At 73.5% G+C, this 25,757-nt stretch carries 24 protein-coding genes and 1 pseudogene; 13 read left to right on the top strand and 12 right to left on the bottom strand.

The window, feature by feature from the left end:
* Positions 1-24 precede the first annotated feature (24 nt).
* From DSM104299_RS14620 to DSM104299_RS14600, 5 genes are all read left to right on the top strand, one after another.
* On the top strand, positions 25-624 hold the full coding sequence (locus tag DSM104299_RS14620; RefSeq protein ID WP_272478051.1) for a hypothetical protein: 600 nt from the start codon (positions 25-27) through the stop codon (positions 622-624).
* 29 nt (positions 625-653) lie between these two features.
* On the top strand, positions 654-1,988 hold the full coding sequence (miaB, locus tag DSM104299_RS14615) for a tRNA (N6-isopentenyl adenosine(37)-C2)-methylthiotransferase MiaB (protein ID WP_272478050.1): 1,335 nt from the start codon (positions 654-656) through the stop codon (positions 1,986-1,988).
* 69 nt (positions 1,989-2,057) lie between these two features.
* Positions 2,058-4,058: a radical SAM protein gene (locus DSM104299_RS14610; protein ID WP_272478049.1), complete on the top strand. Its 2,001-nt coding sequence runs from the start codon at positions 2,058-2,060 to the stop codon at positions 4,056-4,058.
* Between the two features lie 138 nt (positions 4,059-4,196).
* Positions 4,197-5,090 (top strand): mechanosensitive ion channel family protein, encoded by an 894-nt coding sequence (locus DSM104299_RS14605; RefSeq protein WP_272478048.1) that lies wholly within the window; start codon positions 4,197-4,199, stop codon positions 5,088-5,090.
* A gap of 284 nt (positions 5,091-5,374) precedes the next feature.
* Positions 5,375-7,015: a peroxidase family protein gene (locus tag DSM104299_RS14600; protein ID WP_272478047.1), complete on the top strand. Its 1,641-nt coding sequence runs from the start codon at positions 5,375-5,377 to the stop codon at positions 7,013-7,015.
* 44 nt (positions 7,016-7,059) lie between these two features.
* Here the strand turns inward: DSM104299_RS14600 and DSM104299_RS14595 are convergent, their stop codons facing one another.
* Complete coding sequence (locus DSM104299_RS14595) at positions 7,060-7,851, bottom strand: SDR family NAD(P)-dependent oxidoreductase (RefSeq protein WP_272478046.1); 792 nt, start codon at positions 7,849-7,851, stop codon at positions 7,060-7,062.
* A 53-nt stretch (positions 7,852-7,904) separates the two neighbouring features.
* Between DSM104299_RS14595 and miaA the strand changes: the two genes are divergently transcribed.
* From miaA to dapD, 3 genes are read left to right on the top strand one after another with little or no spacing between them, the layout of a single operon-like run.
* Positions 7,905-8,807 carry a tRNA (adenosine(37)-N6)-dimethylallyltransferase MiaA gene (gene miaA / locus DSM104299_RS14590; protein ID WP_272478045.1) on the top strand — a complete coding sequence of 301 codons (903 nt, stop codon included), beginning with the start codon at positions 7,905-7,907 and terminating at the stop codon, positions 8,805-8,807.
* Positions 8,808-8,819: 12 nt separating this feature from the next.
* Positions 8,820-9,674, top strand: coding sequence for a diaminopimelate epimerase (gene dapF / locus DSM104299_RS14585; RefSeq protein WP_272478044.1), 855 nt, complete (start codon positions 8,820-8,822; stop codon positions 9,672-9,674).
* A gap of 15 nt (positions 9,675-9,689) precedes the next feature.
* Positions 9,690-10,697, top strand: a complete 1,008-nt coding sequence (dapD, locus tag DSM104299_RS14580; protein WP_272478043.1) for a 2,3,4,5-tetrahydropyridine-2,6-dicarboxylate N-succinyltransferase — start codon at positions 9,690-9,692, stop codon at positions 10,695-10,697.
* A gap of 16 nt (positions 10,698-10,713) precedes the next feature.
* On the opposite strand, the gene DSM104299_RS14575 is transcribed toward dapD, so the two are convergent.
* Together DSM104299_RS14575 and dapE are read right to left on the bottom strand one after the other, a co-directional pair.
* Positions 10,714-11,844, bottom strand: coding sequence for a pyridoxal phosphate-dependent aminotransferase (locus DSM104299_RS14575; RefSeq protein WP_272478042.1), 1,131 nt, complete (start codon positions 11,842-11,844; stop codon positions 10,714-10,716).
* Positions 11,835-12,884: a succinyl-diaminopimelate desuccinylase gene (gene dapE / locus DSM104299_RS14570; RefSeq protein ID WP_272478041.1), complete on the bottom strand. Its 1,050-nt coding sequence runs from the start codon at positions 12,882-12,884 to the stop codon at positions 11,835-11,837. Before dapE ends, DSM104299_RS14575 begins: the two co-directional genes overlap by 10 nt.
* Here dapE and DSM104299_RS14565 point away from each other — a divergent pair.
* The gene (locus tag DSM104299_RS14565; protein WP_272478040.1) at positions 12,883-13,767 is read left to right on the top strand and encodes a DUF429 domain-containing protein; all 885 of its coding nucleotides are present in this window, start codon (positions 12,883-12,885) and stop codon (positions 13,765-13,767) included. The two genes, dapE and DSM104299_RS14565, sit on opposite strands and share 2 nt — an antisense overlap.
* Positions 13,768-13,793: 26 nt before the next feature.
* Here the strand turns inward: DSM104299_RS14565 and DSM104299_RS14560 are convergent, their stop codons facing one another.
* Positions 13,794-14,189 carry a TOBE domain-containing protein gene (locus tag DSM104299_RS14560; RefSeq protein WP_272478039.1) on the bottom strand — a complete coding sequence of 132 codons (396 nt, stop codon included), beginning with the start codon at positions 14,187-14,189 and terminating at the stop codon, positions 13,794-13,796.
* A gap of 171 nt (positions 14,190-14,360) precedes the next feature.
* On the opposite strand from DSM104299_RS14560, the gene hflX reads away from it, so the two are divergent.
* The 3 genes from hflX (at position 14,361) to DSM104299_RS14545 (ending at position 17,039) form a co-directional block, all read left to right on the top strand.
* Positions 14,361-15,659: a GTPase HflX gene (hflX, locus tag DSM104299_RS14555; RefSeq protein ID WP_272478038.1), complete on the top strand. Its 1,299-nt coding sequence runs from the start codon at positions 14,361-14,363 to the stop codon at positions 15,657-15,659.
* 49 nt (positions 15,660-15,708) lie between these two features.
* Positions 15,709-16,176: a dUTP diphosphatase gene (dut, locus tag DSM104299_RS14550; protein ID WP_272478037.1), complete on the top strand. Its 468-nt coding sequence runs from the start codon at positions 15,709-15,711 to the stop codon at positions 16,174-16,176.
* A 164-nt stretch (positions 16,177-16,340) separates the two neighbouring features.
* Entirely contained in the window at positions 16,341-17,039 is a 699-nt protein-coding gene (locus DSM104299_RS14545) for a DUF4097 family beta strand repeat-containing protein (protein WP_272478036.1), read from the top strand.
* A 29-nt stretch (positions 17,040-17,068) separates the two neighbouring features.
* On the opposite strand, the gene DSM104299_RS14540 is transcribed toward DSM104299_RS14545, so the two are convergent.
* The 4 genes and pseudogenes from DSM104299_RS14540 to DSM104299_RS14525 all read right to left on the bottom strand — a co-directional run bounded on the left by DSM104299_RS14540 (position 17,069) and on the right by DSM104299_RS14525 (position 21,462).
* Positions 17,069-18,781, bottom strand: a complete 1,713-nt coding sequence (locus DSM104299_RS14540; RefSeq protein WP_272478035.1) for a glycine betaine ABC transporter substrate-binding protein — start codon at positions 18,779-18,781, stop codon at positions 17,069-17,071.
* Positions 18,778-19,500 (bottom strand): ABC transporter permease, encoded by a 723-nt coding sequence (locus tag DSM104299_RS14535; RefSeq protein WP_272478034.1) that lies wholly within the window; start codon positions 19,498-19,500, stop codon positions 18,778-18,780. The genes DSM104299_RS14540 and DSM104299_RS14535 overlap by 4 nt, the downstream gene beginning before the upstream one ends.
* A 32-nt stretch (positions 19,501-19,532) precedes the next feature.
* A pseudogene (locus DSM104299_RS14530) lies at positions 19,533-20,300 on the bottom strand (ABC transporter ATP-binding protein); the annotation flags it as partial.
* Positions 20,301-20,412: 112 nt separating this feature from the next.
* The gene (locus DSM104299_RS14525; RefSeq protein WP_272478032.1) at positions 20,413-21,462 is read right to left on the bottom strand and encodes a YncE family protein; all 1,050 of its coding nucleotides are present in this window, start codon (positions 21,460-21,462) and stop codon (positions 20,413-20,415) included.
* 47 nt (positions 21,463-21,509) lie between these two features.
* Between DSM104299_RS14525 and DSM104299_RS14520 the strand changes: the two genes are divergently transcribed.
* A complete protein-coding gene (locus tag DSM104299_RS14520) occupies positions 21,510-21,944 on the top strand; it encodes a GFA family protein (RefSeq protein WP_272478031.1) in 435 nt (144 codons plus the stop codon).
* Here DSM104299_RS14520 and DSM104299_RS14515 read toward each other — a convergent pair.
* From DSM104299_RS14515 to DSM104299_RS14500, 4 genes are read right to left on the bottom strand one after another with little or no spacing between them, the layout of a single operon-like run.
* Positions 21,941-22,681 carry a type 1 glutamine amidotransferase gene (locus tag DSM104299_RS14515; RefSeq protein ID WP_272478030.1) on the bottom strand — a complete coding sequence of 247 codons (741 nt, stop codon included), beginning with the start codon at positions 22,679-22,681 and terminating at the stop codon, positions 21,941-21,943. The genes DSM104299_RS14520 and DSM104299_RS14515 overlap by 4 nt on opposite strands.
* Complete coding sequence (locus DSM104299_RS14510) at positions 22,674-23,411, bottom strand: class I SAM-dependent methyltransferase (protein WP_272478029.1); 738 nt, start codon at positions 23,409-23,411, stop codon at positions 22,674-22,676. The genes DSM104299_RS14515 and DSM104299_RS14510 overlap by 8 nt, the downstream gene beginning before the upstream one ends.
* On the bottom strand, positions 23,411-24,778 hold the full coding sequence (locus tag DSM104299_RS14505) for a Mur ligase family protein (RefSeq protein WP_272478028.1): 1,368 nt from the start codon (positions 24,776-24,778) through the stop codon (positions 23,411-23,413). The genes DSM104299_RS14510 and DSM104299_RS14505 overlap by 1 nt, the downstream gene beginning before the upstream one ends.
* Positions 24,775-25,683 (bottom strand): diacylglycerol/lipid kinase family protein, encoded by a 909-nt coding sequence (locus DSM104299_RS14500; RefSeq protein ID WP_272478027.1) that lies wholly within the window; start codon positions 25,681-25,683, stop codon positions 24,775-24,777. The genes DSM104299_RS14505 and DSM104299_RS14500 overlap by 4 nt, the downstream gene beginning before the upstream one ends.
* Between the last annotated feature and the right edge of the window lie 74 nt (positions 25,684-25,757).

Below are 25,757 nucleotides of genomic sequence, written 5' to 3'. Positions count from 1 at the left end.
CTCGGCGTAGCCTGGGCCGCGCTGATGTCCGGCCTGCTGGCGCTCGTGCTCGGCGTGGCCGGCGCGGCCGCGGTCCTGGTCGCGCTCAGCGCGCCGGATCCGTTCACGCAGACGGGCGACGCGCGGCCGCGGACGCTCGACGAGCTCGCACCGGTGATGATCGGCGCGCCGTTCCTGGTCGGGGTGGCGATCGCGCTGGGCATCCTGAGCCACGCGCTGTGGCGGGACGCCTGGCGCGGCGCGGCGGGCGTCGGCCGGTCGATCGCGCGCTGGGCCGGCGGGACGTTCCTGCTGGCCGGCGTCCTGGTCGGCGGCAACTGGCTGATCGAGCGGGGCAGCGTCCTGCACGTCGCGGACTGCGCGACGTACCGGTTCACGCAGTCCGCATGGCGGTCGTCGAGCGCCAGCGAGCGGGTCGCGGCGGCCGACGGGGTCGCGCGCTGCGGGATCGTGCGCGAGCGGTCGCCCGCGCGGGTCGCCCGGCTGCTCGGCGCCGGCGCGCAGACGGGGTCGGCGGGGCTCGTGTACGACCTCGCCGCCCAGACCCCGGGCGGCGAGCGCCTGGTCCTGCGGCTGGACGTCGCGGGCGGCCGCGTCACCGGCGGCGCGGTCGAGCCGGCCTGAGACGCACACGGCGATACCCTTCGGCGGCCGTGAACGCCGCGAAGACCTTCCACGTCACCACCTTCGGGTGCCAGATGAACGAGCACGACTCGGAGCGCATGAAGGGCATGCTCGAGTCGCTCGGCTACGCCGAGGCCCCCGAGCAGGAGGGCGCCGACCTCATCCTGTTCAACACGTGCTCGATCCGCGAGAAGGCCGACAGCCGCTTCATCGCCTACCTGCAGCAGGCCGCCGCGCACAAGCGGCGCGCGCCGGGGACGGTGATCGGGGTCGGCGGCTGCTGGGCGCAGTCGGTCAAGCACGACGTGTTCCGGCAGTTCCCGTACGTGGACGTCGCCTTCGGGCCCGGCCAGGTGCACAAGCTGGCGGAGTTCCTGACCACCGACTCGCTGACCGCTCAGGGCTTCTTCGAATTCGAGGGCTTCACCGGTCACCTGCCGGTGAAGCGCGCCCGGGACTTCCAGGGGTGGGTGCAGATCAGCGCCGGGTGCAACATGAAGTGCTCGTACTGCATCGTGCCGGCCACGCGCGGGCGCCAGGTCGACCGGCCGCTGGACGAGCTGGTCGCCGAGGTGCGCGACATGGTGGAAAACGGCGTCCTCGAGGTGACGCTGCTGGGGCAGAACGTCAACGCGTACGGGCGCGCCGTCCGCGGCGGGGAGCGGTCGTCGTTCGCCGCGCTCCTGCACGAGCTCGACGCGCTCGACGGCCTGCGCCGCATCCGCTACACCTCGCCACACCCGCAGGACATGAAGGAGGACGTCGTCCTCGCGCACGCGCAGCTGGAGAGCGTGTGCCCGCACATGCACCTGCCGCTGCAGACCGGGTCCTCGCGCGTGCTGAAGGCGATGCGCCGCACCTACGACCGCGCCCGCTTCCTGGACCGCGTCGCGCTGATCCGCGAGCACAACCCGGACATCGCGTTGACGACCGACATCATCGTCGGCTTCCCGGGGGAGACCGAGGCCGACTTCGCGGAGACCTTGGAGGTCTGCGAGGAGGTCGGCTTCGACGGCGCGTTCACCTTCATCTACTCGCCGCGGCGGGACACGGAGGCGGCCGAGCTCGTCGAGGACTTCGTCGATCACGAGATCGCCGTCGCCCGGATGGAGCGCCTGGTCGAGGTCATCCAGCGCCGCGCGGCCGAGCGCGCCCAGCGCTTCGTCGGCCGCACGCTGGACGTCCTGGTCGAAGGCTCCTCGCGCACGGACGCGGCCCGGCTGCGCGGCCGCTCGGGCCACGGCAAGGTCGTCAACTTCAGCGGCCTGGCCGAGCCCGGCGAGATCGTTCCGGTGCAGATCACCGCGGCGACGTCGCAGACGCTGGCAGGCGAGATGTCGCTCCTGGCGCGCGCTCTGGTGTGATCTTCGGCTGAACCCCTCATACGAACAAATGTTCGCATACCGGCTTCGGTTATGCAAACATCTGTTCGCATGCGTTGGGACAACCTGAAGATCGAGGCAGAGGAGGGCGCGCGGCTTCCCGGCTACCGCGATCCCGCGACCGTGCGGCGGTTCGACGCGCCCGAGGCGTTGGACATGCGGTTCTACGAGATCCACGCCAAGAGCGCGCTCAACCGGGTGCCGGAGGCGTCGCGGATGCCGTTTCGGTGGACGATCAACCCGTATCGCGGCTGCTCGCACGCGTGCGTGTACTGCCTGGACGGCGACACCCCGATCCTGATGGCCGACGGGCGGCATCGCGCGCTCCGCGACGTCGCGGTCGGCGACGACATCTACGGGACCGAGCAGCGCGACGGCGGCCCGCGGCGCTACGTCCGGACCCGCGTACGCGCGCATTGGACGACCCTCAAGCCCGCGCTGCGCGTCACGCTGGAAGACGGGACGGAGCTGCTGGCCAGCGGCGACCACCGGTTCCTGACCGACCGCGGGTGGAAGCACGTGGAACGGGGGTCCGGGCCGCCGCGGCCGTTCCTCACGCGCGCGGTGTCGCTGCTGGGCCCGGGCAGGTTCGTCGCGCCGCCGGCGGAGTCCGACGCCTACCGGCGGGGCTACCTGTGCGGGATGATCCGGGGCGACGGCCAGGAGCCCGAGGCGCGCGGGCGGGCGGTGTCCTACCTCGCGCTGTTCGGGATCGAGGACGGAGGCCGCGGACGCACGATGGCGGCGCTCGCGCGGGCCGAGCGGGTCGAGTCGCTGATCGCGTGGCCGTTCGAGCCGGGCGACGGCTGGCGCAAGGGCTTCCTCGCGGGCGTGTTCGACGCCGACGGCGCGATCGACCGCGAGGAGCTGCGGATCGCCAACGCGGACGCCACGATCCTGTCGTGGACCGAGGCGTGCCTGGCCTCGTTCGGCTTCGCGAGCGCGCTGGGCGCGGCCGACGCGGTCGGGGTCCGCTCCGTGCGCGTGCGCGGCGGGGTGCGCGAGCAGCTGCGGTTCTGCCATCTCGCGTGGCCGGCGGCGACGGCGAAGTGGGACTTCGTCGGGCGTCCGGTCAAGAGCAACGCGCCGCTGCGCGTGGCGGCGATCGAGCCGGTGGGGACCGAGCCAGTCGAGTTGTATGACATCACGACGGGCACGGGCGACTTCATCGCCAACGGCGTGGTGTCGCACAACTGCTTCGCGCGCCCGACGCACACCTACCTGGACTTCGACGCAGGGAGGGACTTCGAGCGCGAGATCGTCGTGAAGGTCAACGTGCCCGAGGTGCTGCGGGCGGAGCTGCGCCGTCCGTCGTGGAAGGGCGAGCACATCGCGATGGGCACGAACACCGACCCGTACCAGTGGGTCGAGGGGCGCTACAAGCTCATGCCCGGGATCTGGGAGGCGCTGCGCGACTTCCGCAACCCGTGCTCGGTGCTGACCAAGTCACCGCTGCTGCTGCGCGACCTGCCGTTGTTGAAGGAGATCGCCGAGGTCACCGACGTAAGCGCGAACCTGTCGATCCCGACGATCGACGAGAAGGCGTGGCGCGCGACCGAGCCGCACACGCCCAACCCGCGCGCGCGGCTCGAGGCGGTCGCCGAGCTCAACCGGGCCGGCATCCCGACGGGCATCCTCGTCGCGCCGCTCATGCCGGGGATCAACGACGATCCCAAGCAGGTCGAGGAGATCATCCAGACCGCGATCGACGCGGGCGCGACGGCGATCGGCGGGATCGGGCTGCACCTGCGCGGGGAGGTCCGCGGCGTGTTCATGGAGTGGCTGCGCGCCTACCGGCCGGACCTCGTCGATCGGTACGAGGAGCTCTACGCGCGCGGCGCCTACCTGCCGCAGCCGGAGCGCGACCGGATCGCGCGGCTGCTGCGCGACGCGGGGGCGCCGGAGCGCCGGCCGTTCCGCCGCGATCCCGCCGACGAGCGCCCGTTCGAGCGCGCGTTTCGGCGGCAGATGGGCCCGCGCGGTGAGAGCGCCGGCCGCGACGACCGCCGTCGCCCCGGGCCGCCCGGCGCGGTGCAGGAGGCGCTCTTCTAGCTCGTCGGGAGCGAACGAACATGTCCGCGTGCAGCCGTTTTCCGGTGCGTGTGAGGGGCATCACACAGCTGAGCATGATGTGCCCCAACGTGGAAGGACGAGACGCATCGCCCCGACAAGCGACCACCCAAGGAGCCCATGAAGCGCCTTCTGGACACCCGCAGCCACTCTTGGCGAGAGGCCGGGCTGGCCCGTCAGCTCAGCTCCCGCGCCGTGAAGCGCGCGCGGATCCAGACGCTGGTGCTGCTGCCCCTCATCGCCGGCGTCCTCGTCGTGTTCTCCAACCGCGAGCGCCTGTTCGGCGTCGACCAGCCGGTCCGCATTGCCACGGTGCTGGCGCTGGTCGCGCTCGGCTGGCAGTTCGCGCGCGACCTCGGCCGTGCCGCCGGGCCGACGCTCTTCCGGCGCCTCGACCCCGGCACCGCGGGCACGGTGGGCTTCCTCGTGCGGTTCCTCACGATCATCGTGGCGGTGCTCGTCGCGCTCCGCGTCGCCGGGCTGGACCCGCGCACGCTCGCCGTCGGCGGTGCTTTCACCGCGGTCATCCTCGGCCTCGCCGCGCAGCAGACGTTCGGCAACCTCTTCGCCGGGCTCGTCCTGCTGAGCGCCCGTCCCTTCCGCGTCGGCGACCGCGTGCGCCTCCAGGGCGGCGGCCTGGCCGGTGAGATCGTCGGCGTCGTGAGCTCGCTCGGGTTGTTGTACACCACGTTCTCCGACGGCGAGAACCAGATCATGGTCCCCAACAACGTGGTGCTGTCCGTCGCGGTCATCCCGCTCCACGAGCCCGCGGGCGTCGACCTCCGCGCCCGCCTCCGCCCCGGCGTCACGCCGGTCGACATCCAGACGCTGCTCGAGCAGACCATCGCCACCCCGATGCGCGACAAGCCCCGCGTCGCGCTGGAGGAGATCGACGGCGACGAGACCGTCGTCCGGATCGGCGTGTCGCCCGAGGACCCGCTGGAAGGCGCCCGCCTGTCCTCCGAAGTGCTCCATGCGCTGGCGGCCGAGACACGCCGCGCCGAAGCGGCTTAGCCGGGGGCGAGGAGACGCCCGACGATCCTGAGCGCAGGAGGCACGTCAGGCTCAGCGCGGCCGAGCGCCGGAGCGCGCCAGGCTCAGCGCGGCCGAGCGCCGGAGCGCGTCAGGCTCAGCGCGGCCGAGCGCCGGAGCGCGCCAGGCTCAGTGCGGCCCGCCGCTTGCGCCGCGCCCGTCCTGCCTAGGCGCCGGCCGCGCTTCTGCATCGTCTCGCGCTCAGCGGCCCATCGCTTCCCACATCGCCCTTGCGCTCAGCGTTGCTGCGCGCCTAGCGTCGCTCCATGGGACAGTCGACCACTCCGACAGGGCCCGGGCAGCACGGGGCCAGTCCGCCGCGCGGCCTCGACGGGACGCCCGGCTCCTCGTTCTCCACCGGACGCTTCGGCCGGATGTTCCGGCACCTGCCGAGCTACGACGTCGCCGACGCGTCGCTCGTCGACCTCGGCAACGGGATGGTCCAGCCGCTCGAGGACGGTGAGCTCGACAAGCCGCTCGGCGAGGCCGACGACGACGAGAACACCGCCACGCTCGACAGCGGCGAGCTGCGACTCCCGGCGGGCTACACCTACTTCGGCCAGTTCGTCGACCACGACATCACGTTCGACCCCGTCTCCAGCCTCCAGCGCCAGAACGACCCCGACGCGCTCGTCGACTTCCGGACGCCGCGCTTCGACCTCGACAACGTCTACGGCCGCGGCCCCGCCGACCAGCCGTTCCTCTACGCCGACGACGGCATCCACCTGCTCCTCGGCCTGGCCGACCCCGCGGGCTCCCCCCAGGGCGGTCCCGACCTCCCCCGCAACACGAACGGCCGCGCGATCATCGGCGACCCACGCAACGACGAGAACCTGATCGTCTCGCAGCTGCAGAGCACGATGTTCCGGTTCCACAACGCCGTCGCCGACCGCGTCGCGACCGACCACCCCAACCTGAGCAACGACGATCGCTTCAAGTTCACGCAGAAGGTCGTGCGGTGGCACTACCAGTGGGTCGTGATCCACGACTTCCTCAAGCGCCTCGTCGGCGACGACGTCGTGGACGACATCCTCAACGTGGAGGAGTACGACGTCCCGACCGGCTCGCCGCCCAACACGGTGCCGCCGCTCACCAACCCGGTCGGGCGCGCCGAGCCGAAGCTGCGCTTCTACCACTACAACAACGAGCCGTTCATGCCATTGGAGTTCGCGGTCGCGGCCTACCGGTTCGGGCACTCGATGATCCGCCCGAGCTACCTCATCAACGACGTCGCCACGACCGACCCGCCCGTCGCCGGCGCCGCCCGGATCCCGATCTTCGACCAGACCGGCCAGCCGCGGACCTCGCTGAGCGGGTTCCGCCCGCTGCCCGCGTTCTGGGGCGTCGAGTGGAAGTTCTTCCTGGCGGGCATCGGGCCGCCCGTCGACGACCTGCCGCAGCCCAGCTACAAGCTCGACGCGACGCTCTCCCATCCGCTCGGCGCGCTGCCTGGCAGCGTCGCGATGCCCGAGCAGATCGTCGCCGGCTTCGACCCGGCGATCGCCCAGAGCCTGGCGGTGCGCAACCTCGTCCGCGGCAAGCGGCTCGACCTGCCCTCTGGGCCCGACGTCGCGCGGGCGATGGGCATCGACCCGATCGCGCCCGACGTCCTGATCCCGCCCGCGCTCGCGCTCAACGCCGACCCCGCCCGCGACGCCGCCTCCCGCGCCGCCCTCGCCGGCCGCGAGCCGCTCTGGTACTACGTCCTCAAGGAGGCCGAGCTGTACACCAACGCGTCGCACCTCGGCCCGGTCGGCGGTCGGATCGTCGCCGAGGTGCTGATCGGCCTGCTCGCCGGCGACCCGTTGTCCTACGTCAACGTCGAGCCGAACTGGAAGCCGGACCTCCCGGCGGCGACGACCGGGACCTTCACGCTCAGCGACCTCGTCAACCTCGCGATCCCGTAGTGGTCTGAACCAGAAGGTCGCGTGGCGTTGTGCGGCACGACCCGCTAGCGCTTGTCCGCCTGGCCGTCGGCGAGCTGCGCCGCGACCTTGTCTCCGCCGAGGCGCTTGGCGACCTTCGCCGAGATCTCCGGCGCGATCTGCGCGAACGCGGTCCCGGCGCGCATCCCGACGGGCGCGACGTCGATCTCGCCCTTGTCGGCGGTGATCGCGCGGATGACGGCGGCGGCGACCTGGTCCGGCGTCGAGGTCCCGACGCCCTTGGGGAGCTTCGCGCCCGACTCGTGGAACATGCCGGCGTCGCGGATGAAGCCCGGGAAGACGACGCTGACGCCGACGCCGCGCGGGCCGAGATCGCCGCGCAGGCCCTGGCCGAAGCCGCGCAGGCCGAACTTCGTCGCGCTGTAGATCGCGCTCTGCGCCTGGCCGGACTTCCCGCTCAGCGACGAGATCAGGACGATGTGGCCGCGGCCGCGCGCCGCCATCCGCTCGCCCAGCACGCGCGACATGATCACCGGCGCGCGGAGGTTGACCTCCAGCGCGCGGTCGATCTGGTCGACGCTGAACGCCAGCACGTCGCCGGACGCCGGCAGCGCCGCGTTGGCGACCATCACGTCGACGTCGGCGGCCGCGTCCAGCAGCGCGTCGACCGCCGCCCGGTTCGACAGGTCTACCGCGCTGGCCCGGCCGCCGACCTCGGCCGCCAGCGGCTCCAGGACGTCGACGCGCCGGCCGGTGAGCAGCAGCGACGCGCCCTCGCCGTGCAGCGCACGGGCGATCGCGTGGCCGATGCCGCCGGTCGCGCCCGTCAGCAGGACAGATGAACCTCGGAGTTCCATGGTGCGCACTCTGTCATGCCGCGCACGATCGCGGCGCGGCACACTGTGGCGCGGTGACCGCGATCCTCGCCCTCTTCGGCCCGACCGGCGTCGGCAAGACCGAGCTGGCCATCGCCGTCGCGGACCGCCTCCGCGCGCGCGGCGAGCGCCCGGTCGCGGTCAGCGCCGACGCGCTCCAGGTCTACAAGGGCCTGGAGATCCTCACCGGCGCGGCCGACGCCCATGACCAGGAGCGGCTCGAGCACCGGATGGTGTCGATCGTTGACGTCGACCAGACGTTCTCCGTCGCCGAGTACGCCCGCCGCGCCCACCAGGAGATCGACGCGATCATCGCCGACGGCGGGAGGCCGATCGTGGTGGGCGGGACTGGGCTGTACCTGCGCGCGGCGCTCGCCGAGCTCGACCTGCGCCCGCCGCCCGCGCCCGGCGTCCGCGAGCGACTGATGCAACAACTCGCCGAGCGCGGCCCGGAGGCGCTGCACGCGGACCTCGCCGCCCGCGCGCCCAACGTCGCCGCGCAGGTCGACCCGCGCGACCGCCACCGCATCGTCCGCGCGCTGGAGCTCGACCACGCGGGGCAGCTCACCGACGAGCCGCCTGCACCCGCCGAGAACCGCCTCTGGACCACCGACACCCGGCGCCCCACGCGCCTGATCGCCCTCACGATGGACCGCGACGCCCTCAAGGCGCGCATCGACGTCCGGGTCGACGCGATGGTCGCCGCCGGCGCCCGCGAGCAGGTCCTCCGGGCGCAGGCCCGCGGCGCGTCGCCGACCGCCCGCAAGGCGGTCGGCTACGCCGAGCTGCTCGCCGGCGACGTCGACACGATGAAGGTCCGGACCCGCCAGTACGCGCGCCGCCAGCTCACGTGGCTGCGCAAGCTGCCCGGCGTCGAGCACGTCGACCTCACCGATCGCGCGCCCGAGGACGTCGCGCGCGACCTGCTCGACCAATAACCTCGCCCGCCGATGCACTTCGAGAAGTGGCAGGCGCTGGGCAACGACTACATCATCGTCGAGCGCGACACCTTGCCGTTCGCGCTGACGCCCGCCCGCGTCGCGCGGATCTGCGACTACCACCTCGGCATCGGCGGCGACGGCGTCCTGGAGCTGTCGCCACCCGACGCGTCCGGCTTCGTCGCGCGGCTGCGCATCTTCAACCCGGACGGCTCCGAGGCCGAGCTGTCGGGCAACGGCGCGCGCGAGGCCGTGATGTACCTCCGCGCGCACGGCTGGACCGACCAGCGGCAGTTCTCGATCCAGACCGCCGCGGGCGAGATCCGACCGACGATCCACGACGACCGCACCTGCACGCTGGACATGGGGCGCGCGCGCCTGCGCTCCGACGACTACCCCGGCGGGGCCGACGACGGCCGCGGCCAGCTCACGACGCCTGACGGCCGCGTCTGGGACTTCCAGCACCTCCAGGTCGGCAACCCGCAGTGCGCGATCCACGTCCCGGACCTCGACGCGCTCGAGGCGCTCGACCTCGCCGCGATCGGACCGGGGATCGAGCACCACGCCGCGTTCCCGAACCGGACCAACGTGTCGTTCTTCCGCGCGCTCGCGCCGGACCGCGTCCGCGCCCGAATCTTCGAGCGCGGGGTGGGGGAGACGAGCGCGTCGGGCACCGGCGCGTCGGGCGCCGCGATCGCCCACGTGCTGCGCGGCGGGGACGCGCCGGTGACGGTCTTGCTGGACGGCGGCGAGCTGGTCGTCGACGTCGACGAGAGCCTCCTGTTCACGCTCACCGGCTGGGCCGTGCCCGTCTACGCGGGCGAGGCCAGCGGCGCGCTGCTGGACGACCTCGCCGCGCTGGCCTGACTATCGTCTCGGGCGATGACCGACCCGCAGCAGCGCATCTCCGGGCCCGCGTGGGCCGTCGGCCTGGCCACCACGACCGTGCCCGACGGCAAGGTGCTCGACACGTTCTACGTCGCGCCGCACCTCGGTCTGGACGGCGCCCCCGCCGGGGCCGCCCCCGGGACGCGCACGCTGCGGACCGCCGAGGCCACCGACCTGGGCGGCGGCGCCTTCGCCGGCGCGGTCGGCGCCGACGACCTGCGCAGCGTGACGGTCGTGCCGGTCCTGACCGTCGTCGAGGACCTCGCCGCGCCGCCGGCCGACACGCACGACGCCTACCTGCGCCTGCATCTGCTCAGCCACCGCCTCGCGCAGCCCAACACCATCAACTTGGACGGCATCTTCGGCGTGCTGCCGAACGTCGCGTGGACCAACCGCGGCCCGGTCGACCCCGCGCACCTCGACGAGGCCCGCCTGCGCGCCCGCGCGCTGGACCGCCCGCTGACCGTCACCTCGGTCGACAAGTTCCCGCAGATGACCGACTACGTCGCGCCGGCCGGCGTGCGCGTCGCCGACGCGCGCCGCGTCCGCCTCGGCGCGCACCTCGCCGACGGTACGACCGTCATGCACGAAGGGTTCGTGAACTTCAACGCCGGCACGCTCGGCGCCTCGATGGTCGAGGGCCGCGTCAGCCAGGGCGTCGTCGTGGGCGACGGCAGCGACGTCGGCGGCGGCGCATCGATCATGGGCACGCTGAGTGGCGGGGGCAAGGACATCATCTCGGTCGGCACCGGGTCGCTGATCGGCGCGAACGCCGGCCTCGGCATCTCGCTGGGCGACGACTGCATCGTCGAGGCCGGCCTCTACCTGACCGCCGGCACCCGCGTGACCACGCCCGAGGGCGAGGTCGTCAAGGCCCGCGACCTGTCCGGCCAGTCGAGTCTGCTGTTCCGCCGCAACTCGACGACCGGCGCGGTCGAGGTGCTGCCGCGCGCGGGCACGTCGTGGGGCGGCCTGAACGCCGCGCTGCACAGCAACGCCTAGCGGCGCCGCGCGCGGGTCAGCGGCGCAAGCGGTGCGCCGCGGCCTCGCAGGCCTCCGGCGTCGGGACCAGCGCGAAGCGCACGTGTCCCGCGCCGCCGGCGCCGAAGAACGCGCCGGGCGCGCAGACGACGCCGTGCTCGAGCAGGCGGACCGCGCAGGCCTCGTCGTCCTCGCCCTCGGGCGTGGCCAACCACAGGAAGAACGACGCCGGGCCGCCGGCGTCGCGGAAGCCCGCGTCCTGGAGCGCGGGCCAGAGCAGGTCGCGCTTGCGGCGGTAGCGCGCCCGGACGGCCTCGACGTGCTGCTCGTCGTCCCACGCCGCGATCGACGCGCGCTGGACGAACTCCTGCGGCGCGACGCCGACGTTGGGCCGGTACTTCTTCAGCGCGGCGATGAGCTGCGGGTCGCCGGCCACGAACCCGGAGCGGTAGCCGGGCATCGACGAGCGCTTGGACAGCGTGTTCAACACCACCACGTTGGTCAGGTCGCCCAGCTGCAGCGCGCTGGCCGGGGGATCGCCGGAGAACCAGAGCTCGGAGTAGGCCTCGTCGCAGGCCAGGACGAAGTCGTGCTCGCGCGCCAGCGCGGCGGCGCGCTCCAGCACCGCCGGCGGCACGGTCGCGCCGGTCGGGTTGTTGGGGAAGTTGAGCCACAGCAGCCCCAGCCGCGACAGCGTGCCGGGGTCGAGCGCGTCGAGATCGGGCAGGAAGCCCGCCGCCGGGTCGAGCGGGATCTCGACGACCTCGCGCCCCGCGAACAGCGCACCGCGGGCGGCGACCGGATAGCCCGGCGTCGTCACGCCGACGGCCTCGCCGCCGACGACCTGGGCCATCGAGAAGATGACCTCCTTGGACCCCAGCGTCGGGAGCACCTGCGTGTCGGGATCGAGGTCGGCGCCGTAGCGCCGGGCCACCCAGCGCGCGACCGCCGCGCGCAGCGCCGGCAGGCCGACCGCCTTCGGGTAGGTCGACACGGGGTCCAGCGCGTCGGCCAGCGCCGCCCGAATGAACGGCGCGGTCTCCTCGCGCGGCTCGCCGATCCCGAAGTCGATCAGCTCGATCCCGCGCGCGACCGCCGCCGCCTTGGCCTCGTCGAGGCGGACGAACGGGTACGTGCCCAGCGACTCCAGGACCGGGTTCAGGCGCACAGGAACCTCACGAGCGTGTCGTAGGACTTGACCAGGGCCTCCACCGCGACCTGCTCGTCGCGGCGGTGGGCGTAGAGCGGCTTGCCGGGGCCGAAGTTGATGGCGTCGACCCCGGCCGCGGCGAGCTCCGCGACGGGCGTCCACGCCTGCTTGGGGGCCAGCGCCAGCGAACCGGCGGCGGCGAGGCGGTCGATGAGCGGACCGGTCGCCACCGCGCCCGACGGCGCGTTGCCGTCGATGCGCAGCTCGCCGTGCGGCTCGCACAGCGCGCGCAGCCTCGCCTCCGCTTCCGCGGCCGACGTACCGGGCGCGTAGCGCATGTTGATCTCGACGACGCAGGTGTCCGGGACCACGTTGCGGGCGACGCCACCATGGACGGTCACGGCGGAGATCACCTCGCGGAACGTCAGGCCCGCGAACGCGTGGTCGACCGGCTCCAGCGCCGCCAGCTCGGCGATCCCGCGGCCGGCGCGGTGGATCGCGTTGTCGGCCAGCCACGGCCGGGCGCTGTGGCCGGCGACGCCGCGGAAGGTCCACGTCGCGTTGATGTTGCCGACGCAGCCGGCGTGCAGCTCGTTGTCGGTCGGCTCCATCACGACGACCAGGTCGGCGGTCGTGAGGCCGGGCTCGCGCGCGAGCAGCGGCGTGAGCGAGGAGTCCCCGAACGGCAGCTCCTCGCGGCCGAAGAAGACGAACCCGACGTCGACCGTCGCGTCGGCCGGCAGCGCCAGGGCGAGCTCCATCATCACCCCGACGCCGGCCTTCATGTCGGCGCTGCCGAGGCCGTGCACGACGCCGTCCTGGAGGCGTCCCGGGAAGTTGCCCTGCGCCGGGACGGTGTCCAGGTGGCCGGCGAACAGCACGAGCGGCCGGTCGCGGCGCGCGGTCACGCCCGCGAGCACGCAGGTGTCGCCCGCGTCGCGCGCGCCCACGGGCGCCAGCGCGGCGAGGACGTGCGCGGCCAGCGCCGCCTCGTCGCGCGACTCCGACGCGACGTTGACGATCTCCAGCACCCGCGCTCCGAGGCGATCGGCGGACATGGGCCGCCACGCTATCGCCGACGCGCCCCGGATAGCCTCGACGGCGGTGCGCTACTGCGGGGTGGACATCAGCGCCAAGCCGGCCAACCAGCAGCTCGTCACGCTGCACGAGCGGCGCGGGGTCGACGGGACGGAGCTCGTCGCGACCTTCTACGCGCCGGGCGCGGTCGCCGACGTCGCGCAGACGATCCTCAGCTTCGGCGGCGAGGCGGTCGTCGCGATCGACGCCCCGTCGGGTCCGCGGCTGAACCTGCTCGCGCCGGGCCAGCCGCTGCGCGCCACCCTCGGGCTGGCCGACGGCCGCTACGAGACGATGCGCGTCTGCGACACGCTGCTCTTCCGCCGCCGCCTGCCGCTGTACCCGGTGCCCGCCGCCGACACGGCGCTGACGCGCTGGCAGGGCTGGATGCAGCAGGGCTTCGACCTCTTCGCCGCGCTGGACGCGCTGGAGCGCTTCACGCCCGACGCCAGCCAGGGCCATCGCCTCGAAGGCCCGGTGGGGGACGGGGCGCTGCGCTTCGGCCGCGTCGCCGCGACCTACCCGGACGCCGTCTTCTGCGCGCTGCTCGGCCATCGGCCGCCGGCCAAGCGCACGCCCTCCGGCCTCCAGCAGCGGATCGCCGCGCTGAAGCTCAAGCGCGTGGTCGACGACGACGGCGGCCTGTGGCAGCGGACGATCGACGAGCTCGACGCGACCGCCGCCGCGTACGCGGCCTACGCGCTGGCCGCCGGGACGGGCGGCTGGGTCGGGGACCCGCGCGAGGGCGTGATCGTCCTGCCGATCGCCCGGCTCGCCGACCGCTACGACAAGCTGCCGGTGCCCGCGCGCCAGTCGCTCGTCCGCGGCCGCGGGTCTCGCCCTCAGGGCGAACAGCCGCGCTGAGAGCCCCCGCCCCTAGGCGGGCGCTCTCACCGCTTCTCCACGACGACCGTCGTCGACTTGATCAACGCCACGGCCTGGTCGCCGGGCTTGATCCCGAGGTCGTCGGCCGCCTCGCGCGACATCAGCGACACGATCCGGTAGGGCCCGCAGGCCATGTCGATCTGTGCCATGACGCCGTCGCGGCGCACGCCGAGCACGATGCCCTGGAGGCGATTGCGCGCGCTCGACCTGCCCTCGCGGGCGCGCTCGCGCAGCAGCGCGGCGAGCTCGTCGGCGCGGAGGTAGCGCTGCTGGCCACGGCGTTCGAACTGGATGCGGCCGTCGCGCTCCCAGCGGCGCAGCGTGTCGACGCTCACGCCCAATGCCGCCGCCGCCGCGCCGATGCGGATCCAGTCCTCTGGACGTCCGGTCAATTCCGACACGGCCACCACCTCCTCGATCTCGCAAGCTACTCCTGGCTTACCTGGGCAACCTGCATCATCCGTCCAGTCGCGGCCACAGTTCTGACTAACCACAAGGACCAAATCCGCACCGATATACGGTGCATCGGAATCCTGTTGTTCGGCTCCCCAGCTCCTAGACTCAATAGGCACATGGAACGCGGTCGCAACGGACGCCACACCCCGACGCGCAATGGCACAACGCCGGAAGGCAAGGCCAAGCAGCGCGCGTACCTCATCGCCGCCCTCGAGACGGGCGACGACCTCCGCGAGCTGCGCGAGCTTCTGCGCACCGCCGGCGTCGCCGTCGTCGGCCAGGCCGTCCAGCACCGCGACAAGCCGCACCCCAACACCTACCTGGGGCCGGGCAAGCTCGAGGAGGTCAAGGTCGCCGCCAAGGCCGCCGACGCCAACGTCGTCGTCTGCGACGACGAGCTGTCGCCGCGCCAGGAGCGCAACCTCGAGAAGGACCTCGGGATCAGCGTCGTCGACCGCACCGCGACGATCCTCGACATCTTCGCCGCCCACGCCAACACGGCCGAGGGCAAGCTCCAGGTCGAGCTCGCGCAGCTGGAGTACAACCTGGCCCGCATGCGCGGGCTGTGGACGCACCTCGAGCGCCTCGGCGGCGTCTCCAGCGGCGGCTTCGCGACGCGCGGTCCCGGCGAGTCGCAGATCGAGACCGACCGCCGGCTGGCGCGCGACCGCATCGCGGCGCTGCGGCGCCGGCTGGAGCACGTCAAGGGCACGCGCGCGGTGCAGCGCGCCGAGCGCGAGCGGGCGCACCTGCCGCAGGTCGCGCTGGCCGGCTACACCAACGCGGGCAAGTCCACGCTGTTGAACGCGATGACCGGCAGCGAGGTCGGCGTGCGCAACCGGTTGTTCCACACCTTGGACCCGACGACGCGCCAGCTGTCGATCGACGGGCGCCCGTACCTGCTGACCGACACCGTCGGCTTCATCCGCAAGCTGCCCCACCAGCTGGTCGACGCGTTCGGCGCGACGCTGGAGGAGACGCGCCTCGCCGACCTGATCCTCCACGTCGTCGACGGCTCGGCCGAGGAGGACGACCGCATGGAGATGCTGCGCGCGGTCGAGGACACGCTGGAGGAGATCGGCGCCGGCGACCGCCCGCGGCTGCTGGTGGTCAACAAGGTCGACCAGCTCGACGCCGAGCAGCGCCTGGAGCTCGGCCACCGCCATCCCGACGGCGTGCAGGTGAGCGCGCTGACCGGCGAAGGGGTGCCGGCGCTGGAGGAGGCGATCGAGCACGCCTTCGCGCGGACGCTGCAGTCCGTCGAGCTGCTGCTGCCCTACTCCGAGGGCGGCCGCCTGGCCGAGCTGCACGACGTGGCCGGCGACCTCCATCGCGAGGACACCGCCGAGGGCGTCCACGTCGTCGCGCGGCTCCCGGCCGCGGTGGCGGAGCGCTACCAGCGATTCTCGGTGTGAGCGGGTTCGCCGCGCGCGACCGGCGCTCCGGCGCGGCATCATCGCGGCGGTGACCGCCGTCGACGCCACCGCCCTGGCGACCGCCGCGCTCGCGGTGCGCCTGCTGCACCCCGACGCCAAGGCGCCCGCGCGCGGCCGGGCCCACGACGCCGGCTACGACCTCGCGTCGGTCGAGGCGTGCGTGCTGGCGCCGGGCGCGCGCCGGCTGGTCGGGACGGGCGTCGCGGTCGCGATCCCGCCCGGGCTCGCCGGGCTGGTCACGCCGCGCTCCGGGCTGGCCGCCAACCACGGCATCCACCCCCTGAACGCGCCCGGGCTCATCGACCCCAACTACCGCGGTGAGCTGCGCGTCGCGCTGCACAACGCGGGCGCCGAGCCGTTCGCGGTGGAGGTCGGCGACCGGATCGCGCAGCTGCTGCTGGTCCCGGTCTGGACCCCGGCGCTGAGCGTCGTGGACGAGCTGCCGCCGTCGCCGGACGACCGCGGCGAAGCCGGCTTCGGCTCCTCGGGCCGCTAGCGCGACGGCCCTCGCTCGGGCGCCCCGGTGGACGCCCCGGCCAACCGGCATTAGGCGTCCATTTCCAGGGGATCCCCTAATCGGGGGAGGCCGACAGTGGGGATGCCAGGAGGGGGGTCAGCCGTACCACCCGAACGTGTGAACGGCTCTAGCTTCTGCCCACGTTGTCGACCCTCCGGATCGTCCTGTTCGCCGCGCTGGGCCTGCTCGTCCTGAGCGGGGTCGCGTTCGGCGTGTCGGAGTCGCTGCACCGGACCGAGCGCAGCAGGGCGGTCGTCGCGACGCCGATCCACGCGATCATGGTGCACAGCGACGCGGGCGACGTCGACATCCGGGCGGGCCTGACCGCCGACGTCGTCGTCCAGCGCGACGACGCGTGGCTCGTCGACCGGCCCAACGTGAGCGAGTCGCTCAAGGACGGCGTGCTGACGATCACCACCGGCTGCGGCCACCTCAAGGCCGTGCTGCGCTGCCGCTCGAACCTCAAGATCGACGCCCCGCCCGACGTCGACGTCAAGATCAAGACGAAGTCCGGCGACGTGGACCTCCGCGGCCTGTCGGGTCGCGCGGACGTCGAGACCGACTCCGGCGACATCCGCACGCACCGCCTCGAGCCGGTGACGGTGAGGGCGATGACCGACGCGGGCGACGTCTCGCTGGACCTCTTCGGCCAGCCGGCCCGCACCGAGGCGAAGTCCGACGCCGGCGACGTCCACGTGACCGTGCCCTACGGCCCCTACCGCGTGGACGCCAACGCCTCCGGCGGCAACGTCAAGGTCGAGGGCCTGATCCGCGACGACCTCGCCCCGCAGGCCATCGACGCGCTCACCAACGTGGGCGACGTCACGGTCCGGGCGCGCTAGCCCGGACCGCGAACGTCACGCCGGACGGGCTACTGGAGGTAGCCCGCCTCCTTCAGGTACTCCTTTGCCACGGCGGCCGGCTTCTCCTTGTCGAGGTCGACGCGGGAGTTGAGCTCCTGCATGACCTCGGTGGTCAGACCCGACGTCACCGTGTCGATCGTCTTCTGGAAGTCGGGACCGGCCCCCTTCACGACGCTGGTGTTGGCGATCAGCGACGCGTTGTAGGGCGGGAACAGCGACTTGTCGTCCTTGAGCAGGACCAGGTTGTCGGCCTTGATCTGGCCGTCGGTGGTGAACACCAGCGACACGTCGGCCTGGCCGCTCTTGAGCACCTCGTGGCGCTTGGCGAGGTCGATCGACTTGAACTGCTTGAACTTCAACCCGTACACCTTCTCCAGGCCGAGCTTGCAGTCCAGGCGCTGGGCGCACTCCGGCGGCCCGGCCAGGACCAGCGACGAGGCCTTGGGCTTGAGGCCCGAGAGCGTCGTCACGTTGCCGGCCTTCTGCGCGCCCTCCTGGGTCATCGCGAAGCCGTTGGAGTCCGTGAACGGCGTCGGGGCGAAGGCGGTGAACCCGATCTTGGCGAACTCGTCCTTCGTCATCGCGTACGCCTCCTGCGGGTCCTTCGGCACGTCCTCGTTCTTGACCTTGAAGAAGCTCGTCAACGCGGTGCCGGTGTACTCCGGGTACGCGTCGATGGTGCCGGCCTTCAGGGCCTTCAGGGCGATCTGCTCCGAACCGAGGTTCAGCTGCTTCTTGACCTTGTAGCCGGCGGCCTGCAGCGACTGGGCGTAGATCTCGCCGAGGATGAACTCCTCGGTGAAGTTCTTGGACCCGATCGTGACCTGCGGCTTGCTGCCGTTCTCGGGGTTGGACTGGATGGCCTTCGAATCGGTGGCGGCCGTGGTCGACGCGGCCGTGGACTGGCCCGTGTCGGCGCCGGTGCCGCCGCTGTTGTTGTCGTCGTCGCTGCCGCATGCGGCCAGGCCGAAGGTGGCCAAGACCAGCACGAGCAGGGCGAGGACGCTGCGAGAGCGCATGCGTCGGTTCCTCCTGGGGGTGGGTGTCTGCTGGGAGAGCTTGAGTCCGCGAGGCGTCACGGCGCGCTGCAGGGCGGCGAACAGGAGCTCCGCTCCGATCGCCAGCAGCGCGACCAGCATCGCGGTGCCGAGGCGACCGGCGTCGCCGTGGACGTTGGCGTTGATGATCGGCACGCCGAGCGTGTCGACCCCGACGTAGGGTCCGAGCGTCGCCGTCGCCAGCACGTTGACGACCGACGTCCGGATGCCGCCGAAGACCAGCGGCAGCGTGAGCGGCAGCTCGACCCGCACCGCGAGCTGGCGCTCGGAGAGCCCCATGCCGCGGGCGGCGTCGACCACGTCGCGGTCGACCTGGCGGACCCCGACGTAGGTGTTGGTGAAGATCGGCGGGACCGCGAGCAGGACCATCGCGAAGACGAGGTTGCCGGCGTTGAGCCCCAGGTAGGTCGAGGCGAAGACCAGGACCGCGAAGCTCGGGACGGCGCGCCCGACGTTGGCGGCGGTCGACGCGGCGAGCTGGCCCTTGCCCTTGTGGCCGAGCCAGAGCGCGAGCGGCAGCGCCAGCGCGATCGCCACGACCATCGCCTCGAAGGTCACCCGCAGGTGGGTCCACAGCAGCGGCCAGAGGTGGCTGCCGCCGATCTCGACGCCGCCGCCGACCGACTCGCGCGAGTGCAGCAGGTAGTTGATGGCGTCCTTCACGCGGTCGCCCTCGCGCGCTGCCAGGGCAGCATCAGCCGCTGGATGCCGAGCAGCGCCAGGTCCAGCACGAAGGCCAGCAGGACGCAGAGGCCGCCGGCGACCAGGATGTTGGACTTGAACGCGATGTCGGTGAGGATCTGCTGGCCGAGGCCGCCGGCGCCGGCGTAGAAGGCCAGCGCGGCGAGGCCGACGTTCGTCGTCGTCGCGACGCGCAGGCCCGCGAAGATCTCGGGCAGCGCGAGCGGCAGCTCGACCTTCCACAGCAGCTGGCGGTCGGTGAAGCCCATGCCCAGCGCGGCGTCCTTGGCCTCGGCCGGCACGTTGTCCAGCCCCGCGATGATGTTGCGGAACAGGATCAGCAGCGTGTACGCGGTCAGCGGGATCAGCGCGGTCGCGAAGCCGAAGCCGGTGAGCGGGATCAGGATCGCGAACAGCGCCAGCGACGGGATCGTGTAGAGGATGCCGGTGACGCCGACGATCGGCCCGGCCAGCCAGCGGCGCTCGTGGGCGATCAGCGCCAGCGCGAACGCGATGACGAAGCCGATCGCGACGCTGGCGAGCGTGAGCTCCAGATGGCGCCACAGCGGCGACAGGTAGTCGTCGAGGTGGTGGACGATCCAGTCCGGGCAGATGCCGTTGTCCTGGACGCACGACAGCGTGCCCGCGTCGCGGCGGTGGATCTGGACCTGCCCGAGGATCGTGAGCGTGTCGGCGGTCACCGCCGGCGCCCCTCCTCGCGGACGGAGGTCAGCCACTCCAGGCGCGCGATCATGCGATCGGCGCCGACGAACTCCTCGACGAACGCGTCGGCGGGCGACGCGACGATCTCCTCCGCGGTGCCGAACTGCGCCAGCTCGCCGCCGGGCTTGAGGACCGCGATCCGGTCGCCGATGCGCAGCGCCTCGTCGATGTCGTGGGTGACGAAGATGACAGTCTTGCCCAGGTCGGACTGCAGGCGGCGGAACTCCTCCTGCAGGCGGCCGCGCGTGATCGGGTCGATCGCGCCGAACGGCTCGTCCATCAGCAGCAGCGGCGGGTCGGCGGCGAGCGCGCGGGCGACGCCGACGCGCTGGCGCTGGCCGCCCGAGAGCTGCGCGGGGTAGCGCTTGCCCATCGGCTGCTCGAGGCCGACGAGGTCCAGCAGCTCGGTGACGCGCGCGTCGATGCGCTTGCCGTCCCAGCCCAGCAGCTTGGGCACCGTCCCGATGTTCTCGGCGACCGTGAGGTGCGGGAACAGGCCGATCTGCTGGATCGCGTAGCCGATGCCGCGGCGCAGCTCGGAGGCGGGGCGGTCGCGGACCGAGACGCCGTCGACCCGCACGTCGCCGGAGGTGAGCTCGAGCATGCGGTTGACGAGGCGCATCGCCGTCGTCTTGCCCGAGCCCGACGGGCCGATGAAGATCGTCAGCTTGCCCGCGGGGACCTCGAGGCTGAGGTCGCGGATCGCCGGCTCGTCGGTGCCGGGATAGGACTTCGCGGCGTGGTCGAACTCGACCGTGGCGGCGGCAGGAGAGCTCACTTGTCCACCAACGTACTGGGAAAGAGTGGGTGGAGGTAGCCGGACGGCCCCTCAGGGTGGGCGGTGTTGAACGGGGGCATGAGGAGGTCCGCGGCCGGCGGAACGAACGATCCTAGCCCGGTGGACGGGTGTGTCGAGGCAGTACGGCGTCCGGCCGCTCGGCGGTGATGAGCTGGAGCACGCCGTCGGTGCGTCCGGCGACCGCGACGGTGCCGGTGCGGGAGTCGACCGCGACCGCGTCCGGCTGGCGGACGGTGGGGGCCGTCGTGATCGGGGGCCGGGCGTTCGGGCCGGCGATCGGGATCGTCACCAGGAGGTCGCGGTCGGTGAGCGTGACGTGCACCTGACGGCGGACGGGATCAACCGCGAGGCCGTAGGGCGAGCCGGGCAGAGGGGTCCGGGCGAGCGCGTGCAGGCGCGGCCGCGTCGCGAACGTGAGCAGGGCGTCGCCGCGCGTGTCGGCCACGAACAGGAGGTCGCCGAAGGCCACGACGTTCGTCGGTCCGCGCCCGGCGGGGGCGGAGGCGGCCAGGCGCAGCGTCCGCGGGTCGTAGAGCTCGATCGTGCGGCGCCCGGTGGAGACGACGGCGAGGCGGGTGTCGTAGTCGGCCGCGGCGATCCCGGCGGGGCGGGTCGCGGCCGAGCCGAGCTGCGCGGTGGGGCGCCCGCGGTCCAGGACGTCGACGGCGCCGGCGTTGGCGACGAACGTGCGGTCCAGGACGACGGCCGCGGCTCGGGGCAGGGTGGAGGCCGGCGTGCGCAGCGCCGGCGCGACCGCGACCGCGCGCTTGCCGACCTCGGCCGGGACGAGGAAGACGGCGGGTGGGACGTCGCGCTCCTGCCCGACCGGCACGTCCACGCGCTGCCGGATCCGGCCGGAGCGGGTGTCGACGAGCGCCAGCCGGCTCGGGTCGTGGATGGCGACCGCGAACGTGTGCGTCTGCGGGTCGGCGGCGATGGCGTCGGGCAGCGGGCCGACGCGGATCGTCCGGGCGGCCGGGCGCCGGGGCGGTGGTGGCGAGAGGGCGGGGCCCGAGGTGACGTCGGCGGCCTGCGGCGCGGCCGCGCGGGGCGTCGTGGCGCGGCCGGGCGCCTGGCCGCCGCATCCGGCGACGGCCGCGACGGCGGCGAGGACGGCGGCGATGGCGACGCGGCGGCGCACCCCGCGAAGCGTGCCACGCCGCGAGCGCGCCGTGGCATGCTGCCGGCATGTCCTCTCCCCAGCTCACCGGAGCGTGCCTGTGCGGCGGCGTGCGCTACGAGGTCGACGAGCCGCTCGTGGACGCCGGCTACTGCCACTGCACGCGCTGTCAGCGGCGGACCGGCGCGGCGGCCGGGGCGTCGGCGCGGGTCGCGCCGGGCAGCTTCCGCGTCGTCGCCGGCGAGGAGCTGGTCAAGGCCTACGACCCGGGCGACGGCGGGTTCTGGAAGGCCTTCTGCACCGGCTGCGGCGGCGCGCTGTACAGCCGCCATCCCGACGACCCGTCGATCCTCGCGATCCGGCTCGGGACCGTGGACGGCGACCCCGGCATCCGGCCCCAGTACCACCAGCGCGTCGCGACCGCGGCCGTCTGGGAGGCCCTGCCCGACGACGGCCTGCCACGCTACGACGGCCCCTCGCCGGGCGTGCGCGACCCGCGCTAGACGCCGGCCGCGCGGCGCGCCGAGGCGTGCGCCGCGTCTTCGAGCGCGTCGTCCAGCAGCGCGAGGTCGCCGGGCGCGCGGCGCAGCGCGGTCGCCAGCAGCCAGTCGGCGAACCACGCGTTCTTCGGCAGCAGCGGGCCGTGGAGGTAGGTCCCGATCACCGAGCCGCGGTGCACGCCCTCGACGCCGGAGCGCCCGTCGTTGCCGTGGCCCTTCAGCACGCGGCCCAGCGGCTGCTCGCCGGCGCCGAGCACGGTCCGCCCGCCGTGGTTCTCGAAGCCGGCCAGGACGCGCGGCCCGTCCAACCCCTCCAACTCGAGCTCGATCGCGACGTTGCCGGTCAGCCGCGAGCCGTCGACCGCCCGCTTGGTGACCAAGTCCACCAACCCGATGCCGGGCACGCGTTCGTCGCCGAGCTCGTAGTGGTCGCCGAGCAGCTGGATGCCGCCGCAGATCCCCAGGACGATCGCCCCGCGCGCGGCGGCCGCGTGGAGCGCCTCGCGCTTGTTGTCGTACAGGTCGTGCGCGCAGAGCTGCTGGTCGCGGTCCTGGCCGCCGCCGAGGTAGAAGAGGTCGTGCGCGTCGGGGTCGATCACGTCGCCGAGGCCGGCCGCGGTGAGCGTGAAGCCGAGCCCGCGCCACCCGCACCGGCGCTCCAACATCAACATGTTGCCGCGGTCGGCGTAGATGTTCATCAGGTCGGGGTAGAGCGCGCAGACGCGCAGCGTGTCAGCCACGGAGGACCACCACCGTCGAGCCGACGTACACGTCGGTGGCCGGGATCCGGCGCGCCTCGAGCGCCTCGAAGCCGAGCGCCTCGGCCTCGTCGGCGAGCATGACCGCGTCGACCCGCGCGAGGCGGATGACGTCGTGCTCCTCCTCGACCGGCGCGATGATCCCCATGACCTGCCGCAGGCGGTGGATGGCCGCGCGGTCGCCCTCGTCGACGACCGCCAGCGGGAGCGAGACGTAGCGGAGGCCGTCGATGACGGCCATGTCGGGCTCGGGCAGGCCGTCGGACTCGCCGTCGAAGCTCTCCAGCGCGTCGGCCAGCGCGATCGCGACGAGCCCACCCGGGCGCAGCGCGCGGCGCGCAGCGCCGAAGAACGCGGCGCGCTCGGCGGCGCCGTCGAGCAGCTGCAGCGTCTGCATCGGCACGATCACCAGCCCGAAGCGCCCGGCGCCGGCGTCGAACGAGCGGGCGTCGGCGACGACCGTCTCGACGTGCACGCCGCGCCGCTCGGCGCGCGCGTCCAAGGCCTCCAACAACTCCGGCTCGAGGTCCAGCGCGACCACCTCGACGCCGTGCGCGGCCAGGTCCAGCGCGACGCGCCCGGTCCCGGCGCCCACGTCGAGCACGGGCCCGTCGACCTCGCCCGCCAGCGCCCGCCACAGCGCGTGGTCCTCGCCGTAGCCGCCGCACTCGACGTCGTGCCAGATCACGCTGCGGGGCGTCGTGGAGGCCATCACCCGAACGAGCTCCCCGCCGCGCCGCGCGCCACCAGCTCGCGGCGCAGCTCGAGCATCGCGGTGTAGGTCGGGATCGCGACCAGCCGCCCGGTGCCGTCGCCGACCGCGCGGTCCAGCGCGGCGGGCAGCTCGGGCTCGACGACCAGCCGGTCCTCGGCGACGCCGGCGTACTTGAAGCGCAGCGCCATCTCGGCCGCGCGCGTGCCGCTGCACACGACGCGCCGCAGACGGCCGGCCAGCACCTCGAAGTCGGCGTCCCAGACCCAGGACACGTCGCGGCCGTCCGCGGTGTGGTCGTTCAGGACGGCGAGGACGTCGTGCTCGCCGGGCTCCAGGGCGAGCGTGCGGAGCACCTCGTTGGCGCCGGCCGGGTTCTTGACCAGCAGCAGCAGGAGGTCGCGGCCTCCGAGCTGCACGGTCTCGGCGCGGCCGAACGCGGCGGCCACCGCCTCCAGGCCCGCGACGACCTCCTCCGGCGTCGCGCCGAGAGCGGTCGTCAGCGCTGCGGCGCCGAGCGCGTTGTACACGTTGTAGAGGCCGGGCAGCGGGAGCGCGACGTCGACCGTCGCCGACGGCAGCCGCAGCGTCACGCGCGCGCCGCGCACCCCGTCGAGCACGACGCGCTCCGCCGCGACCGCGGGCGCCGGGCGCGTCGCGCCGCACGCGTCGCAGTGGTAGTGGCCCAAGTGCCCCAAGAACACGTAGTCATAGCGGTAGGGCGCGCCGCAGCGGCGGCAGTGCTTGGAGTCTGCGGCGTGGGCCATCCCCGCCAGCGCCATCGCGGGGTCCTCGACGCCGAAGTACACGACGCCGTCGCGCTGGCGGCCCAGGTCGGCCACGAGCGGGTCGTCGGCGTTGAGCACCAAGGTGGTGTCCTTGGCCTCGGCCACGACGCCCGCCCAGCGGTCGGCGATCGTCTCCAGCTCGCCGTAGCGGTCCAGCTGGTCGCGGAACAGGTTGGCCAGCAGCAGCGCGCGCGGCCGGATCTGCGGGACGAGGCGGTCCAGCCAGAACTCGTCGATCTCGAACAGGCCGGTGTCGCCGTCGATCGACCGGCCCCGGCCGGCGGCTTCCAGCAGCGTGCCCGCGATCCCGCCGGCCATGTTCGCGCCCGCGCGGTTGTGGACCAGCCGATGGCCGCCGCGCTCCAGGATCGAGGCGACCATCGCGGCCGTCGTCGTCTTGCCGTTGGTGGCCGAGATGACCGCGCTGCCGTTGGCCAGCCGCGCGGCCAGCGAGCCGACCGCGCCCGGCTCCATCCGCAGCAGCAGCTTGCCCGGCAGCGAGGTGCCGCCGCGGCCCGCGCGGCGCGAGACCGCGCCGGCGGCGCGCGCGGCGACGAGCTTTGCGCCCAACAGCGTCATGCGGCGGGCAGCAGCACCTTGATCGCGCCCGGGACGGCCCGGATCGTCACCGGCAGCTCGCCGATCGGGTCGCCGTCGGCGTAGACGGTGAACGGCCGGTCGGCGGCGACCCGGACCTCGGCGCCGCGCAGGCAGGCGACGACGTCCAGCTCGGTGTGCGTGCCCTTGAAGACGCGTGGCAGCACCTTCGTCAGGAACTCGACGCGCGAGCGCGGCCAGCACATCAGGACGTCGAGCTGGCCGTCGTCGAGGCGGGCGTCGGGGGCGGCGCGCATCCCTCCACCGTAGAAGCTCGTGTTGCAGGCGCCGACCGACCAGCCGGTGAACGTGCGCCGCTCGCGGTCGACGGCGACGTCGAACGTCGCGGGCCGGAACGTCGCCAGGGCGCGCAGCGCGCCGTAGGCGTACACGAGCGGGCCGAGCACGGCGGGCGCCTCGTTGGCGATCCGGTTGGCGTCGGAGTCGAAGCCGAGCGAGGCGATCCCGATGAAGGTCTGCGGGTCGTGCGAGGCGCCGCCGTCGGAGACGACCTCGCCGACGTCGAGCGGCGTGGGCACGCCGTCGGCCAGGATCGCGCACGCGGCGACCGCGTCGCGCGGGATGCCCACGGAGCGGGCGAAGTCGTTGCCCCGCCCGCCGGGCAGGACGCCCATGACCGCGTCGTCGCGCCCGCGCAGCGCCGCCGCGACCGCACCGACGAGGCCGTCGCCCGACAGCGGGACCGCGACCTCGCCCGCGTCCGCCGCCGCGGTCGCGAGCTCCCGCGTGTGCCGGATCGACTCGGTCATCGCGACGCGGTGCGTCAGCCCCAGCCGCTGCAGCTCGGCCTCCACCGCGGGGAGGACCTTCAGGGCCCGACCACCGCCGGCCGACGGGTTGACGAGCAGGGCGATGGGGCGCGACATGCGCGGACCATCCTGCCGCATCGCGCGCGCCGGGGCCGCCTCAGCGCGGACCTAGGAGCCTGTTGGTCTTTTCC

The organism is Baekduia alba (assembly GCF_028416635.1).
Classification (GTDB): Bacteria; Actinomycetota; Thermoleophilia; order Solirubrobacterales; family Solirubrobacteraceae; genus Baekduia; species Baekduia alba.
The sequence above is the reverse complement of the archived record's forward strand: the minus strand, read 5'-3'. Positions and strand labels throughout refer to the sequence as shown.

Excerpts from the sequence above, each read along its gene's own strand:
- DSM104299_RS14620 (WP_272478051.1), top strand. The coding sequence starts at position 25 with ATGTCCGGCCTGCTGGCGCTCGTGCTCGGCGTGGCCGGCGCGGCCGCG.
- DSM104299_RS14610 (WP_272478049.1), top strand. The coding sequence starts at position 2,058 with ATGCGTTGGGACAACCTGAAGATCGAGGCAGAGGAGGGCGCGCGGCTT.
- DSM104299_RS14605 (WP_272478048.1), top strand. The coding sequence starts at position 4,197 with ATGAAGCGCCTTCTGGACACCCGCAGCCACTCTTGGCGAGAGGCCGGG.
- DSM104299_RS14600 (WP_272478047.1), top strand. The coding sequence starts at position 5,375 with ATGGGACAGTCGACCACTCCGACAGGGCCCGGGCAGCACGGGGCCAGT.
- DSM104299_RS14595 (WP_272478046.1), bottom strand. The coding sequence starts at position 7,851 with ATGGAACTCCGAGGTTCATCTGTCCTGCTGACGGGCGCGACCGGCGGC.
- dapF (WP_272478044.1), top strand. The coding sequence starts at position 8,820 with ATGCACTTCGAGAAGTGGCAGGCGCTGGGCAACGACTACATCATCGTC.
- dapD (WP_272478043.1), top strand. The coding sequence starts at position 9,690 with ATGACCGACCCGCAGCAGCGCATCTCCGGGCCCGCGTGGGCCGTCGGC.
- DSM104299_RS14565 (WP_272478040.1), top strand. The coding sequence starts at position 12,883 with ATGGGCCGCCACGCTATCGCCGACGCGCCCCGGATAGCCTCGACGGCG.
- dapE (WP_272478041.1), bottom strand. The coding sequence starts at position 12,884 with ATGTCCGCCGATCGCCTCGGAGCGCGGGTGCTGGAGATCGTCAACGTC.
- hflX (WP_272478038.1), top strand. The coding sequence starts at position 14,361 with ATGGAACGCGGTCGCAACGGACGCCACACCCCGACGCGCAATGGCACA.
- DSM104299_RS14520 (WP_272478031.1), top strand. The coding sequence starts at position 21,510 with ATGTCCTCTCCCCAGCTCACCGGAGCGTGCCTGTGCGGCGGCGTGCGC.
- DSM104299_RS14510 (WP_272478029.1), bottom strand. The coding sequence starts at position 23,411 with ATGGCCTCCACGACGCCCCGCAGCGTGATCTGGCACGACGTCGAGTGC.
- DSM104299_RS14505 (WP_272478028.1), bottom strand. The coding sequence starts at position 24,778 with ATGACGCTGTTGGGCGCAAAGCTCGTCGCCGCGCGCGCCGCCGGCGCG.
- DSM104299_RS14500 (WP_272478027.1), bottom strand. The coding sequence starts at position 25,683 with ATGTCGCGCCCCATCGCCCTGCTCGTCAACCCGTCGGCCGGCGGTGGT.